13 protein-coding genes are annotated in these 12,980 nt (G+C 70.5%); 10 read left to right on the forward strand and 3 right to left on the reverse strand.

The features are described 5' to 3' along the window. Positions 1-1,305 (forward strand): thymidine phosphorylase, encoded by a 1,305-nt coding sequence (locus OWM54_RS31310; RefSeq protein WP_267699850.1) that lies wholly within the window; start codon positions 1-3, stop codon positions 1,303-1,305. Between the two features lie 158 nt (positions 1,306-1,463). On the opposite strand, the gene OWM54_RS31315 is transcribed toward OWM54_RS31310, so the two are convergent. Continuing rightward, complete coding sequence (locus OWM54_RS31315) at positions 1,464-2,213, reverse strand: SDR family NAD(P)-dependent oxidoreductase (RefSeq protein ID WP_223748183.1); 750 nt, start codon at positions 2,211-2,213, stop codon at positions 1,464-1,466. Positions 2,214-2,378: 165 nt separating this feature from the next. Between OWM54_RS31315 and OWM54_RS31320 the strand changes: the two genes are divergently transcribed. The 5 genes from OWM54_RS31320 to OWM54_RS31340 all read left to right on the forward strand — a co-directional run bounded on the left by OWM54_RS31320 (position 2,379) and on the right by OWM54_RS31340 (position 6,070). Continuing rightward, complete coding sequence (locus OWM54_RS31320) at positions 2,379-2,987, forward strand: TetR/AcrR family transcriptional regulator (protein ID WP_141328136.1); 609 nt, start codon at positions 2,379-2,381, stop codon at positions 2,985-2,987. Between the two features lie 67 nt (positions 2,988-3,054). Next, the gene (locus tag OWM54_RS31325; protein ID WP_267699851.1) at positions 3,055-3,465 is read left to right on the forward strand and encodes an SET domain-containing protein-lysine N-methyltransferase; all 411 of its coding nucleotides are present in this window, start codon (positions 3,055-3,057) and stop codon (positions 3,463-3,465) included. Between the two features lie 439 nt (positions 3,466-3,904). Beyond that, positions 3,905-4,270, forward strand: a complete 366-nt coding sequence (locus OWM54_RS31330; protein WP_223748186.1) for a PilZ domain-containing protein — start codon at positions 3,905-3,907, stop codon at positions 4,268-4,270. Positions 4,271-4,304: 34 nt separating this feature from the next. After that, the gene (locus OWM54_RS31335) at positions 4,305-4,709 is read left to right on the forward strand and encodes a cytidine deaminase (RefSeq protein WP_267699852.1); all 405 of its coding nucleotides are present in this window, start codon (positions 4,305-4,307) and stop codon (positions 4,707-4,709) included. A gap of 17 nt (positions 4,710-4,726) precedes the next feature. Beyond that, complete coding sequence (locus tag OWM54_RS31340; protein ID WP_267699853.1) at positions 4,727-6,070, forward strand: 5'-deoxyadenosine deaminase; 1,344 nt, start codon at positions 4,727-4,729, stop codon at positions 6,068-6,070. A gap of 9 nt (positions 6,071-6,079) precedes the next feature. Here the strand turns inward: OWM54_RS31340 and OWM54_RS31345 are convergent, their stop codons facing one another. Further along, positions 6,080-7,390 (reverse strand): sensor histidine kinase, encoded by a 1,311-nt coding sequence (locus tag OWM54_RS31345; RefSeq protein ID WP_223748189.1) that lies wholly within the window; start codon positions 7,388-7,390, stop codon positions 6,080-6,082. A 307-nt stretch (positions 7,391-7,697) separates the two neighbouring features. Here OWM54_RS31345 and OWM54_RS31350 point away from each other — a divergent pair, with 307 nt between their 5' ends. From OWM54_RS31350 to OWM54_RS31360, 3 genes are all read left to right on the forward strand, one after another. After that, complete coding sequence (locus OWM54_RS31350; RefSeq protein ID WP_141328147.1) at positions 7,698-8,435, forward strand: PspA/IM30 family protein; 738 nt, start codon at positions 7,698-7,700, stop codon at positions 8,433-8,435. A 43-nt stretch (positions 8,436-8,478) separates the two neighbouring features. Beyond that, positions 8,479-9,666 (forward strand): ABC transporter substrate-binding protein, encoded by a 1,188-nt coding sequence (locus OWM54_RS31355; RefSeq protein ID WP_223748190.1) that lies wholly within the window; start codon positions 8,479-8,481, stop codon positions 9,664-9,666. Positions 9,667-9,744: 78 nt separating this feature from the next. Beyond that, positions 9,745-10,512: a hypothetical protein gene (locus OWM54_RS31360; RefSeq protein ID WP_046718377.1), complete on the forward strand. Its 768-nt coding sequence runs from the start codon at positions 9,745-9,747 to the stop codon at positions 10,510-10,512. A 24-nt stretch (positions 10,513-10,536) separates the two neighbouring features. Here OWM54_RS31360 and OWM54_RS31365 read toward each other — a convergent pair whose 3' ends face one another. Beyond that, positions 10,537-10,797 carry a type II secretion system protein gene (locus tag OWM54_RS31365; RefSeq protein WP_267699854.1) on the reverse strand — a complete coding sequence of 87 codons (261 nt, stop codon included), beginning with the start codon at positions 10,795-10,797 and terminating at the stop codon, positions 10,537-10,539. 397 nt (positions 10,798-11,194) lie between these two features. Between OWM54_RS31365 and OWM54_RS31370 the strand changes: the two genes are divergently transcribed. Further along, on the forward strand, positions 11,195-12,964 hold the full coding sequence (locus tag OWM54_RS31370) for a hypothetical protein (protein ID WP_267699855.1): 1,770 nt from the start codon (positions 11,195-11,197) through the stop codon (positions 12,962-12,964). The last annotated feature ends 16 nt before the right edge of the window (positions 12,965-12,980 follow it).

Below are 12,980 nucleotides of genomic sequence, written 5' to 3' on the forward strand. Positions count from 1 at the left end.
GTGCAACCCTACGAGCTCATCAAGGCGAAGCGGGATGGAGGCCGGCTGGAGCCGGCGGACATCGCCGCGTTCATCCAGGCGTATACGGCGGGAACGGTGGCGGACTACCAGATGGCGGCCATGTGCATGGCCGTCTTCTTCCGGGGGCTGGAGTCCCGGGAACTGGGGGCCTGGGCTCGGGCCATGCTCAATTCAGGCGAGGTGCTGGACCTGTCCGACACCCCGGCCGTGAAGGTGGACAAGCACTCGACGGGCGGCGTGGGGGACAAGGTGTCGCTCAGCCTGGCGCCCCTGGCGGCCGCGTGCGGGGTGCCGGTGCCGATGATTTCGGGCCGGGGCCTGGGCCACACGGGCGGGACGCTGGACAAGCTGGAGTCCATCCCGGGCTTCAACGTGAACCTGTCCACGGCCGAGTACCGCCGGCTGGTGCGCGAGGTGGGCTGCTGCCTGATTGGCCAGACGGCGCAGGTGGCGCCCGCGGACAAGAAGCTCTACGCGCTGCGTGATGTGACGGCGACGGTGGACTGCATCCCGCTGATTGCCTCGTCCATCATGAGCAAGAAGCTGGCGGAGGGCATCGACGCGCTGGTGCTGGACGTGAAGGTGGGCAGCGGCGCGTTCATGAAGCGCGACGAGGATGCCCGTACGCTGGCGAAGACGATGATTGGCCTGGGCGCGGAGATGGGGCGCAAGGTGGTGGCGCTCCTGACGGACATGGACCAGCCCCTGGGCCGCAAGGTGGGCAACGCGCTGGAGGTGATGGAGGCGGTGGACATGCTCCGCGGCGAGGCGCCGGAGGACTACACCGAAATCACCTACGCGCTGACGGCGGAGATGCTGGTGCTGGGCAAGAAGGCCGCCACCGTGGACGAGGCGCGCGAGAAGCTGCGCAAGTCCGTCGAGGACGGCAGCGCCATCCGGAAGTTGAAGGAGATCGTCCAGTCGCAGGGCGGAGACCCGCGCTCCATCGACGACTACTCGCTCTTGCCGCAGGCGCGCGCCACGGTGGACGTGGTGGCGCCGCGGGATGGCTTCGTGACGGGCATCGACACGGAGGGCGTGGGCCTGGCGGGCGTGGCGCTCGGCGCGGGCCGGCAGCGGGTGGACAGCAAGATCGACCCGGCCGTGGGCTTCACGCTGCTGAAGAAGACGGGCGAGGCGGTGAAGAAGGGCGAGCCCGTGGTGCGCGTGCACTTCAACGACGAGGCGCCCGTCGAGGGCGTCAAGGCGCGGCTGCTCGCGGCCTATCGCTTCGGCGATGCCGCGCCCGCGCCGCGCCCGCTGGTTCGCGAGCGCGTGGAGTAGGTAGGAGGGAAGGGGCGCCGTTCGCGGTGAAGCGCCCCTCGAATTGCGTTCGCGGCCTCGCGCGAGTGCGTGAGGCCGGGCGCTCGAGGTGGGGCGCCTGGGCCGAGCGGTCCATCTTCGGACCGCTCGCGCCACGGAGGCTCGTCACTCCGCCGTGCCTACGCGCCCTGGCCTCCGTCCACGTCGAGCACGGCGCCGGTGATGTAGGAAGCGCCCGGTCCGGCGAGGAACACGATGCTCTCGGCGACCTCCTCGGGACGGCCGAAGCGCCCCAGGGGGATGGTCGCGTTGATGGCGGGCTTGTGCGGCTCCAGCCCCGCGGACATGTCCGTGTCCGTGAAGCCCGGCTGCACCACGTTGACCGTGATGCCGCGCGCGCCCAGGTCTCTCGCCACGCCCTTGGTGTATCCCACCACCGCCGCCTTCGTCGCCGTGTAGTCCGCCATGCCCGGCATGCCGACGCGGCCCGTGATGCTCGAGCCCACGGTGATGATGCGCCCACCCTCGCCCATCACCTTCGCCGCCTCGCGGATGGCCGCGATGACGCCGGTGACGTTGACCCGGTGCTGCCGGTCCAGCACCGCCACGTCCTGCTGCGCGTTGTCGATGGGACTCTGCGTCGCCACGCCCGCGTTGTTCACCAGGATGTCCAGCCGCCCGAAGCGCTCGGCGACGGCCGGGATGAGCTTCGCCGCCTCCTCCGCCACCGCCTGGTCCGCCTGGAAGGCCGCCGCCCGCACCCCCTCGGACTCCAGCTCCCGCACCAGCGCCTGCGCCTTCTCCGCCGACGCCACGTAGCTGATGGCCACGTCCGCTCCCTCTCGCGCGAGCGCCCGCGCCGCCGCCGCGCCGATGCCCCGCGAACCCCCCGTCACCAGCGCCACCTTGCCTGCGAGCTTCTTCGACATGTTCGTCATCCCTTCAATGAGGTTGTGTACCGATTGGTACTGAACTGGGCGCACGCCGGGCGCGCTCCGCGCGGGACACGCGAGCCGCACGCATTGGATTCGTACCGGCCGGTACAGATATGCGGCGCTGGCCGGCCCGGGTCAAGGGGATTAGTATCGAACGGTATGAAACCAAGGACGGCAGCCGCCCCGGTGGGGCGTCCCCGGGGTTTCGACGTGGATGAGGCGTTGGACCGTGCGCTGCGGCTGTTCTGGCGGCAGGGCTACGAGGGCACCTCGCTGTCGGACCTGACGGAGGCGCTCGGCATCAACCGGCCCAGCCTCTACGCGGCGTTCGGCAACAAGGAGTCCCTGTTCCGCAAGGCGCTGGACCGCTACGTCGAGCGCCACCTGTGCCTCTACCGCGACGCCTTCGCGAAGCCCACGGCCAGGGAGGCCGTGGAGCACCTGCTCCTGGGGCTGGCGGACGCGCAGACGCTGCCCCGCGAGCCCAAGGGCTGCATCACGGTGCAGGGCGCGCTGGTGAGCGGGGCGGACGCGGCGCCCATCCAGGGGGAGCTGGCCGCCCGGCGCGCGGCGGGGGAGCAGGCCCTGCGCGAGCGGCTGGAGCAGGGCCAACGCGAGGGTGACGTCCCCGCGCACGTCGACTGCGCGGACCTGGCGCGCTACTTCACCACCGTCACGCAGGGGATGGCCGTGCAGGCCGCCACCGGGGCCAGCCGCGAGTCGCTGCGGCGCGTGGCCCGGACGTCGCTTCTGGCGTGGCCGACCTGAGCCTCGCTCCGGTCTTCACCTCGGCCCTGGAAAGAGGCATCTTCGCGCGCGCCAACGGCAGGGGCGCATGAACACGGGCGAAGCGCTGTATCTGCATCCGGGTGTGAAGGTCCGGCCCTGCGAGTGGGGCTACGGCGTCTTCACCGACGAATTCATCAAGGCCGGCGAGCTCATCGAGGAGTGTCGCTATCTCAAGGTGCTGCAGAAGCACACCCGGCACCCGCCGCTCGACGACTACGTCTTCCAGATTCGCTGGGGCGAGCGCGAGCAGCAGCCCGCGGGGGACTGGGTCGCGCTCGTGCTGGGCTACGGCATGCTCTACAACCACGCCAAGGAGCCCAGCGCCGCCTACTACCGCGCGGTGGACCGGGACCTCTTCACCTTCTACGCCCTCCGGGACATCCACCCCGGCGAGCAGATCTGCATCAGCTACGGCGAGGAGTGGTGGGACTCCCGGGGCCAGGGGGTCCCTCCCTGAGCGGGCCCGTGGCTTCGACGCGGGGCGCAAGGCGCCTCACTCCCGGTACAAGACATTCTTGGGGCAAACCCGCGTCACCCATGAAAATCGGCGCCTCCCCGGCGGGTGGGCAAGCGTATGATGGGCGGCAGATGGTGCATCAGGAACACGTGACGGACGCGCTGAGGGCCGTTCGCCGGGGGGCCTGGGAGAGGAAGCCACACCCGGGCTTCGACCTCCCCACGGGGCTTTCCCTGGCGCGGCCGGGCGGGCCCGTGACGTGTCCTCGAGCGCGCCGCGTGCCGGGGGCTGCCCCGGCGGGACTTCAACGGATGCCAGCAGTCATGCGAGCGGAGCGGGTGTGGATGCGCACCTTCCGGAGAGGGTGTCTCCGGAGGCGGGCCGTCCCGCGGGCGCTCCCGACGGTGACGCGGGCATGAGTGGCAGGACTGGAACGGCGATGGCCGAGAGGAACGACTCGATGAGCGACAAGGCCGAGGACCGGCGCGACTCCCCCCGGATTCCCATGCGCCTGAAGGTGCGCCGGGCGGGAAGCTCGACGGAGTTCGAGACACGTGAGGGCGACCTGTCCATTGGCGGCTGCGCCTGGAACGGTCCGGGGCTGGAGGCGGGGGCCCAGGTGGAGGTGCGCTTCCAGCTCCCCATCCTCCCCGACGAGGTCGAGGCCCGCGGCGAGGTGCTGCACGTGACGAACGGCCCGCAGGGGCCCGCCGCGCACGTGCGCTTCGTGGACCTGCCGGTGGAGGCGGAGCTGGCCATCGCCCGCCACCTGGATGACCGGCGGCTGGCCGGCGAGCCGGGCTGAGTCCACCCGCGGCACCTTGTTGGAGGAGGGCGACATGGCGGACGAGATTGCCTGGGAGCGGCTGTACGAGGAGGCCACCCGGGTGCGCGAGCGGGCGCACGTGCCGTACTCCCGCTTCCCCGTGGGGGCGGCGGTGCTCTACGCGGACGGCTCCGTGGTGGCGGGCTGCAACGTGGAGAACGCGACCTACGGCCTCACGGTGTGCGCCGAGCGCAACGCCCTGGCCGCGGGCGTGGCCCAGGGGCGCAAGCAGCCGGTGGCGGTGGCCGTGGTGGCCAACCCCGCGGCGCCGGTGCCCCCGTGCGGCATGTGCCGACAGGTGATGGCGGAGTTCGCGGGGCCGAACCTGCCCGTGCGCAGCCGCTCCCCGAACGGGGTCGAGGCGCGCTACACCCTGGGCGAGCTGCTGCCGCACGCCTTCACCAAGGACTTCCTCTAGAGAGAGCGCGAGTACCCGTGGATTTGCTTCTGACCGGCGGTACCGTGGTGACGATGAACCGCGAGCGCGAGGTGCTCGTGGGCGCGGACGTGCTCGTGCAGGACGGGCGCATCGCGAAGGTGGGCCGGGGCCTGAAGGCCCGGGGCACGCGGCGCGTGGTGGACGTGACGGGCAAGGTGGTCCTGCCCGGCCTCATCCATGGCCACCTGCATGCCTGCCAGACGCTGTTCCGCGGCCGCGCGGACGGGCTGGAACTGCTCGACTGGCTCCGCGAGCGCATCTGGCCGTACGAGGCGTCCCACGACGCGGCCTCCATGCGCGCGTCGGCGGACCTGACGTTCGCGGAGCTCATCCGCTCGGGCTCCACGGCGGCGCTCGACATGGGCAGCGTGCACCACTACGACTCGGTCTTCGAGTCCGCGCGGGACTCGGGGTTCCGGCTGGTGGGCGGCAAGGCGATGATGGACGCGGGCGCCAGCGTGCCCGCGGGCCTGCGCGAGTCCACCGCCGACTCGCTCTCCGAGAGCCTGGCGCTCTTGGAGAAGTGGCACGGCACGCACGAGGGACGCCTGCGCTACGCCTTCGCGCCGCGCTTCGTGTTGTCGTGCACGCCGGAGCTGCTGCGCGAGGTGGCCCGGCTGTCGCGCGAGAAGGGCGTGCGCATCCACACGCACGCGAGCGAGAACGCGAAGGAGACGGAGGCGGTGCGCCAGTACACGGGCGGCCGCGACAACGTCGACTTCTTCCACACGGTGGGGCTCACGGGGCGGCACGTGACGCTGGCCCACTGCGTGTGGCTGTCCGCCGAGGAGCAGGAGATCCTCCGCGAGACGCAGACGGTGGTGTGCCACTGCCCCGGCTCCAACCTGAAGCTGGCGTCGGGCATCGCCAAGGTGCCGGAGCTGCTCGAGGCCGGGGTGTCGGTGGCGCTGGGCGCGGACGGCGCGCCCTGCAACAACACGCTCGACCTGTTCCACGAGATGCGGCTCGCGGCGGTGATGCACAACCCGCGCGTGGGCCCGCTGGCGATGACGCCCATGCGCGTGCTGGAGATGGCCACGCTGCACGGCGCCAGGGCGCTGGGGCTGGAGGACGAGGTGGGCTCGCTCGAGTCCGGCAAGCGCGCGGACATCACCGTCGTGGACCTGGGCGGCCTGCACGCGGGGCCCACGCCGGAGGACGTGCTGGTGCCGCTGGTGCACTCGGCGCGCTCCAGCGACGTCACCCACGTGTTCATCGACGGGCGGCCGGTGCTCAAGGACGGCGTGCTGACCACGCTGGACGCGGCGTCGGTGCTCTCCAGCGCGAAGTCCAACGTGGAGCGCATCCTCAAGCGCAAGAAGCAGCGCGCCCGGGGCTGACGGGCGACGTCAGGCGGGCAGGCGCACCACGAAGGAGGTGGGCCAGCCCGGCGTGTCCTCCACGGCCACCCTGCCGCCGTGGGCCTCGGTGGCCAGCCGCGCGAAGTACAGGCCCAGGCCGTAGCCCCGGCGGCTGTCGCGCTCCGGGGCGCCCTGCACGTACTTGTCGAACAGCTTGTCGCGCAGGTCCGCGGGGATGGGCGGGCCGTCGTTGCGCACCGCCAGCCAGGGGCCGCGTGCGTCCGCTCCACCCTCCAGGCGCACCTTGCCGCCGGTGGGCGCGTAGCGCAGGGCATTGGTGGCCAGGTTCTCCACGACGCGCGTGAGCAGGTCCGCGTCGCCCTGGAGGGCCAGCCCCTCGGGCAGGGTGATGTCCAGGGTGAGCCGGCGCGCGCGGGCCACGCTCTCCAGCGAGCGCCGCACGTCCTCCAGGAGCCGGAGCGCGTCGAGCGGCACCTTGCGCGGCGCCAGCCGCCCCTGCTCCAGCCGGGACACGTCCATCAAGTCGGTGATCATGCGGTCCAGGCGCGCGGTGACGGCCAGTCCCGTGTTCGCGGACTCGTTGAGGGGCCCCTGGGGCAGCTCCTGCTGCATCCACGACAGCGTCATCGTCAGGGCCGACAGCGGCGAGCGCAGGTCATGGACGAGGAACTGCGTGAGCAGCTCCTTGTCTCGCTGGAGCGCGCGCAGCTCGTCGTTCTTCTCGTGCTCCTCGTCGAGCAGCCGGGCGATGAGGGTCCGCGCCTCCTCCACCTCCTGGAAGCGTCGGGCCTCCAGGGCCCGGTCCACCTCCACGCGGGTGAGGGCGCCGGCGAGCACGCGCAGCCGCCCGGTGCCGTAGTGCTTCACCGCGGCCACCATCATCAGCGTGACGACGGCGATGAGCACCGCGCCCCAGCCCACGCCCGCCTCGCGCATCAGCGCGGCCTGGGCCACGGACGACAGCGCGGCGGTGCCGTAGACGACGATGGGGCGCAGGGTGAGCCCGCTGAGCGTCACCACCAGCGCGAAGAGGCCCAGGCTGAAGCCCGCCACTCCCGCGGGGAACGGGGAGATGGGCAGCGCCAGGTGTTGGAGGCCGTACACCAGCGCGACGTCCACCGGGGCCTGCAGCACCCCCAGCCAGCTCGCCTCCGGGCGGTGCCTCACGACGAAGAGCACGGCGGCCACGCCCACGTAGGGCGCGAGCAGCAGCGGGTAGGGCGTCCAGTCCTCTCCACCCGTCAGCCAGAGCGTCGTGGTGACGAGCAGGAAGAGCGACGCGCCCACCAGCCGCACCGCCGCCCCCGTGCCCAGGATGCTCCGGCGTTGGGCATCCACCGCCCTCGCCAGCGATTCGTCATAGGAGGAATGGGGCCAACCCGGGGCGATGTCCACGCGGGGGGAGGTTTTCCCGCTTCGCGTCCGTGGAGCAAGCCCCCCAACCGGGGGAGCCCACCGGATAGCGGCTCGAGGGGCCTCACGCGGGGCTTGCGAGCGGGAAGGCGCGGGTGGACTTGTGGGTGGTCGGCAATCGCCTTAGGTGAGTTCGCGTAGCACTGATCAGAGGGGTGATGTGGCTGCTTGCACGCCCCGGAGTTCGTGTAAGGTGGCTGCAAGTAGGTCTGGACGGAGGTAGACCAGCGATATGTGGGACAGACTCAAGAGGGCGTTGCGCAGCTTCGCGGGCTTCTTCGTCTCCTCCATCGAGGATCCGGAGCTCATCCTCGAGCAGAACATCCGTGACCTGAACGACCAGGTCCCGAAGATGAACGAGTCCATCGCCATGGTTCGGGCGAACGTGACGCTGCTGGAGAAGGAGAACGCCAAGTACAAGGACGACGTGCGCGGGCTGACGGCCAAGGTGAAGGCCGCCATCCAGGCCGGTCGCGACGACCTGGCGGCGCAGTACGCGACGAAGCTCCAGGTGGAGAAGGAAGCGCTGGAGCGCAACGAGGCGCAGCTGAACACGGCGCGTCTGGCGTACGAGAAGGCGCTGAACGTCAAGAAGGCGTTCATGCGGGAGAAGGACCGCAAGACGGCGGAGGCCATGACGGCCATCCGTGACGCGCGGCGCGCCAAGTGGCAGGCCAAGGTGGCCGACACGATGGAGTCCTTCACCGTCGCCGGCATCGACTCGACGCACGACGAGATGCTGCGCAAGGTGGAGGAGCGCACCGCCGTGAACGAGGCGCGCATGCAGATGGCGCTCGAGTCGGTGGACCACCAGTCCGCGCAGATTGAAGAAGAGGCCGAGAAGATCCAGGCCAACGAGCTGGTGAAGCAGTTCAAGATGGAGATGGGGTTGATGGACAGCCCCGCCCCGGTGTCCGACGTGAGCGGGCAGACGGGGAAGACCATCGGCAAGAAGGTCGGCGTCGAGTAGCGTGTCGGCGCATGGAGAAGGGAAGAGCCCCGGACACTGACGGATGAAGCTCCACCGCGGACCAGGTCTCTTCCTCTTCTTGTTCCTGTGTGTGCTGGGCGCGGCCTGGGTGGTCGCGTCCCGCATGGGATATCTGGACACCCTCCAGGCCCGCTTCTTCCCCTCGGTGCGCGAGGCGGTGCGGCTGTCGCCCGGTGACTTCCCCGCGGGCGTGTCCGCGCCGGTGGCGGACGTGGCCTCGGTGCCGCTTCGGCCCGTGCTCATCGGCTTCACGGCGCGCGGCTCGGCGGCGAGCCTGCTGGTGGCGGCCGGCGGGGCGACGACGCTGGACAACCCGGCGGCGCCTCCGGGCGCGGCGCAGGGCGTGCTGAAGACGGCCTATGCGCTGGATGCGCGCGCGGTGCTCTTCGCCCGGGAGGAGGAACTGCGGCAGGCCCTGGCCATCGGCGCGGAGAACGGCGGCGTGGACATGGGCTTCCTGTCGGTGGACCGGCTGGCGTCCTGGGCGCCGGGCCTGCGGGACGCCGCGCCGCGCACGTTGCTGCTGGTGGGGCGAAGCCGGGGGCAGGAGGCGCTCGCGGCGGTGGGCGTCACGGACCTGGCGAGCCTTCGAGGCAAGCGCGTGGGCGTCTACCCGTTCAGCTCCACGCACTACTTCGCGCTGTGGGTGCTGGCTCGGGCGGGGCTGAGGACGACGGACGTGAAGTGGGTGGACCTGCCGTCCACGCTGGACGCGGGGCGGGCGCTACGCGAGGGCCGCGCGGACGCGGTGGTAGGGCTGTGGGGCGACGTGGAGCTGGCGGCGCGGGACAGGGGTGGGGCGGTGCTGGCGACGACGGCGGACGCGCCGCACCTGGTGGCCACGGTGCTGGTGGCGCGGGGGGACTTCGCGGCGCGCTACCCGGACGCCGTGCGGCGGGTGCTCAGAGGGATGCTGGACGCGGGGCAGGCGGTGCTGAAGGACCCGGCGGCGGGGGCGAGGATGTTGGGGGAGGTGGCGCCGTACCTGGGAGACCCGACGGAGGCCATCCGCAGCGCGCCGCCGGCGACGCTGGCGGACAATCGAGCGTTCTTCGGTCTTTCCGGCGAGGCGCCGGTCACCTATGACGAGCTGTACCAGAGCGCCGCCGCGCTCTTCCAGAAGCTCAAGCAGGGACCACCGGTGCCACTCGCGGAGGATACGAGGGACCTGGGGGCGTTGAAGTACGTGTCGGAGGCGCGCGGTCCCTGAAGCAGCGGCGACCGAGCGACCGGGCAGGGGAGGTCGGACGTGGCGAAGAAGTCTCCGAACTACATCAAGGCCGCATTCATGATGCCCGCCAACCTGATGGGGCTGGGCACGGCGGCGGCGTCCGCGGCGGTGACGGGCGAGCCGTTGCCCGCGCTCATCGCGCTGGGGTTGGAGGGGCTCTACCTGGCGCTCTTCTCGTCGATGCCGCGCTTCCAGCGGGCCATCCGCTCGCGGGAGCCCACGGACCCGGAGGCGGCGCGCAAGGCGGTGGACTCGCTGCTGGCGGACCTGGCGCCGTCGCAGCGTGAGCACTACCAGCAGCTCGTCGGGCTCAAGGAGAAGATCCTCGCCAACTACCGCAAGCTGCCGGGCGGCAAGGTGCTGGAGTCCGACAGCGAGCCCCGGCTGGATGCGCTCCTGACGTCGTTCCTGCGGCTCATCTCCACGCTGAACCAGTACCGCTCGTACCTGAACAGCTCCGACCGGGGAAACCTGGAGAAGGACGTGCGCGAGCTGGAGGAGGACGTGGCGCGCGAGACGAACCCCCGGTTGAAGGACGTGAAGCAGAACCGGGTGGACATCCTGCGCAAGCGGCTGGCGCGCTTCGAGCAGGCGAGCGAGAGCCGCGAGGTGGTGAGCCACCAGCTGGCCGGCATCGAGGACATGATGCGGCTGACGCACGAGCAGTCCATCGCCATCCGGGACCCGGAGGTGGTCAACCGCCAGCTCACCATGCTGAGCGCGGAGGCCGAGGCCACCGAGGAGTCCGTGCGGCAGATGGAGCAGTTCCTGGAGTTCACCGAGGAGACGCGCGGCCCGCTGCCGCATGGCTCGCGGGTGCGCTGAGCCCGGGCGTCCAGGGGCCTGGCCTCAGTCCTGGTCGGGCCCGGTGCGCCGGCGCGATGACAGCAGTGCCCGGGGTCGTGTGAGGAGCCACCGTGGGGCCTCCTCCAGGAACGTGAAGACGGCGACGAACACGAAGCCGAGAAGGGGCAACGCGTAGGCGCCCAGCCAGCCTCCCAGCGCGAGCCCGACGAGGCCGAGCAGGGGATGAAGGGCCCAGCCCTGCACGGCGCCGATTCCGGCGCCGGCGAGGATGCCGAGGATCACCAACAGCTCGATGAGGGTCATGGGCGGGACGCTCCTGGGAGAGGAGTGCGCTCGCCTGTTCAATCCCCGTGCCCTGGGGTCCGTCGAGGAGCCTCGACCGCGAGCAGGTGCCTGCTCGCGTCAATTTGTCCCGTGCGGGCCCGTGCGGGCTGACGTGAAGGAGCCCCAAACCGCGCCTTCCTCAGGGGCGTCAGGGCCAGGCCCTCTCCAAGATGGGAGGGATTGACCTGTCATTGAGGGTGGATGTGGCCGTTCGCGAGTGAATGGGGTCTGGCAATGAATTGGGTCCCCGTCCGCGGGGATGCGCGGTTCGTCCCAGGGCGTGAAGTGAAGAATTGCGTCTTGGAATGATGGGGTGGTGTCTGTTCTGTGGCAGGATTGAGCGCTGAAGAGTACGGGGCCGGCGAAATGGACTGACATGGATGGCGTTCGTTTGGGCGTCACGCTGGAGGACTCGCGTGTGCGCCGAGGCGTCGAGCCCGGGGTGCTCATCACCTTGGGGAGTGTCGCGCTCGTCATGGCCCTGGCGTTGCCGCGAATCCTCGCGCGCGTCAGGGATAGCGATTTCCTGGAGCTGGCGGCATCCATCCAGGACGACAGCTTCTACTACCTGCTGCCCGCGTATCACTTCAAGACGAAGCTCTTCTTCACCTTCGATGGGCACTCGCCGAGCTATGGCTTCCAGCCGATGTACGAGCTGCTTCTGGCCGGGCTCGCCTTCTTCCACGATGACTTCGAGTCCTTCTTCCGTGGCGCGATGGCGATGGGCGTGTGGCTGCACGTGCTCACCAGCTTCCTCATCGTGTTGCTGGTGATGCGAGTCGCCGATGCGAAGGCTCCATGGCTGAGGGCCCTGCAGCTCGCGCTGGCGGGCGTGGCGGGGCTCTTCTATTTCACGCGCGGCACCGTGCTGCTCAGCGCGATGACGTGCAAGGAGAACGCGCTGACGGCCCTGGTGTTCGTGGGGTTGCTGCTCGTGGCCACGACAGATGCGCGGACCCCCGAGGAGCGCCGCCGGATGTCCGGGGTGGTGGGGCTGGGGCTCTCCGCTCTGCTGCTGTGCCGGATGTTGCCCACGTCGTTGGTCATCGTGGGGCTGGTGGGGTTCGGGGCGCTGCTGCGCTGGCGGCGGCCCTTGGCGTTGCTGGGCGCGTTCACGGTGCCGCTCGTGCTGTGGTTCGGTTATGCCACCCTCGCGTTCGGTCACCCGCTGCCCACCTCGGCGCGAGTGAAGGCCCTCGCGTCCAGCTCCCTGCCCATCACCTGGGACGTGGTGTCCACGGAGGGCTGGGGCTACTTGCAGAGCGCGTTGACCTTCGCGATGGGGATGCCGGGGCGGCTCTACCTGCCTCAGCAAGATGTGGGCCGGGTGGTGTTCGGTTCGAACCAGGGCGCTCTCTGGATGACCCTCGCCGTGGCGACGCTCGTGGCGCTGGTCATCGCGGGCCTCTGGCGGACCCGTCGGGAGCTTCGGGGCTCATCGGCGGTCATCGGACTGGTGGCCGCGCTCCTGGTGGGCCTGCTCTTCGCCTACGTGGCGCAGGGCTCGCTCATCGCGACGCGTCGGCCCGGCGAGCTCACGTACTATGTCTGGTATGTCTTCGATGCACCGGTGCTCTTCGCCGTGGCGCTCGGCGTCGCGTGTGTCCGAGGGCTGTCGATGCTGGAAGACGCGCGTGAGTCCTGGCGCGAGAAGGCCCTTCCAGGAAGGCCCGCGACGCTCGCCCTCGGCGTGGTGATGGTGGCGGGGGCCCTGTCCGTGTTCATCGCGCGGGTGCCCCGGGAGTACGGCAAGCTGTCGCGGCTCCAGCCCTTCACGTCCTTCGACCCGGTGTCGCAGTCCTGGCCGCACACGATGATTCGCGCGGGGCTGTGGCTGAAGCAGAACGTCCCGCTCCAGCCTGGAGAGCGGGTGGCCTGCTACAGCTGCGGCTCCCTCGGGATGTTGCTGCCCGAGCACGTGATGAACCTGGATGGCCTCGCGAATGATGACTCGGCGCGCTACCTGCTCGGCGGCTCCACCACCACGCCGTACGTGACGAAGATGCGCCCTCGCTTCTACATCGACGTCCACCCGGTGGACTTCGACGCGGCGGGCATCCAGGTGAAGCCGCTTCACATCCTGCCGTTCGGCTTCAAGCGCAAGCCGGGCTACCTCATCGCGGAGCTGAGCTACCCGTCGCCCTGAGAGGGGCAGGCGACCG

This window comes from Myxococcus sp. MISCRS1 (assembly GCF_026626605.1).
Lineage (GTDB): Bacteria > Myxococcota > Myxococcia > Myxococcales > Myxococcaceae > Myxococcus > Myxococcus fulvus.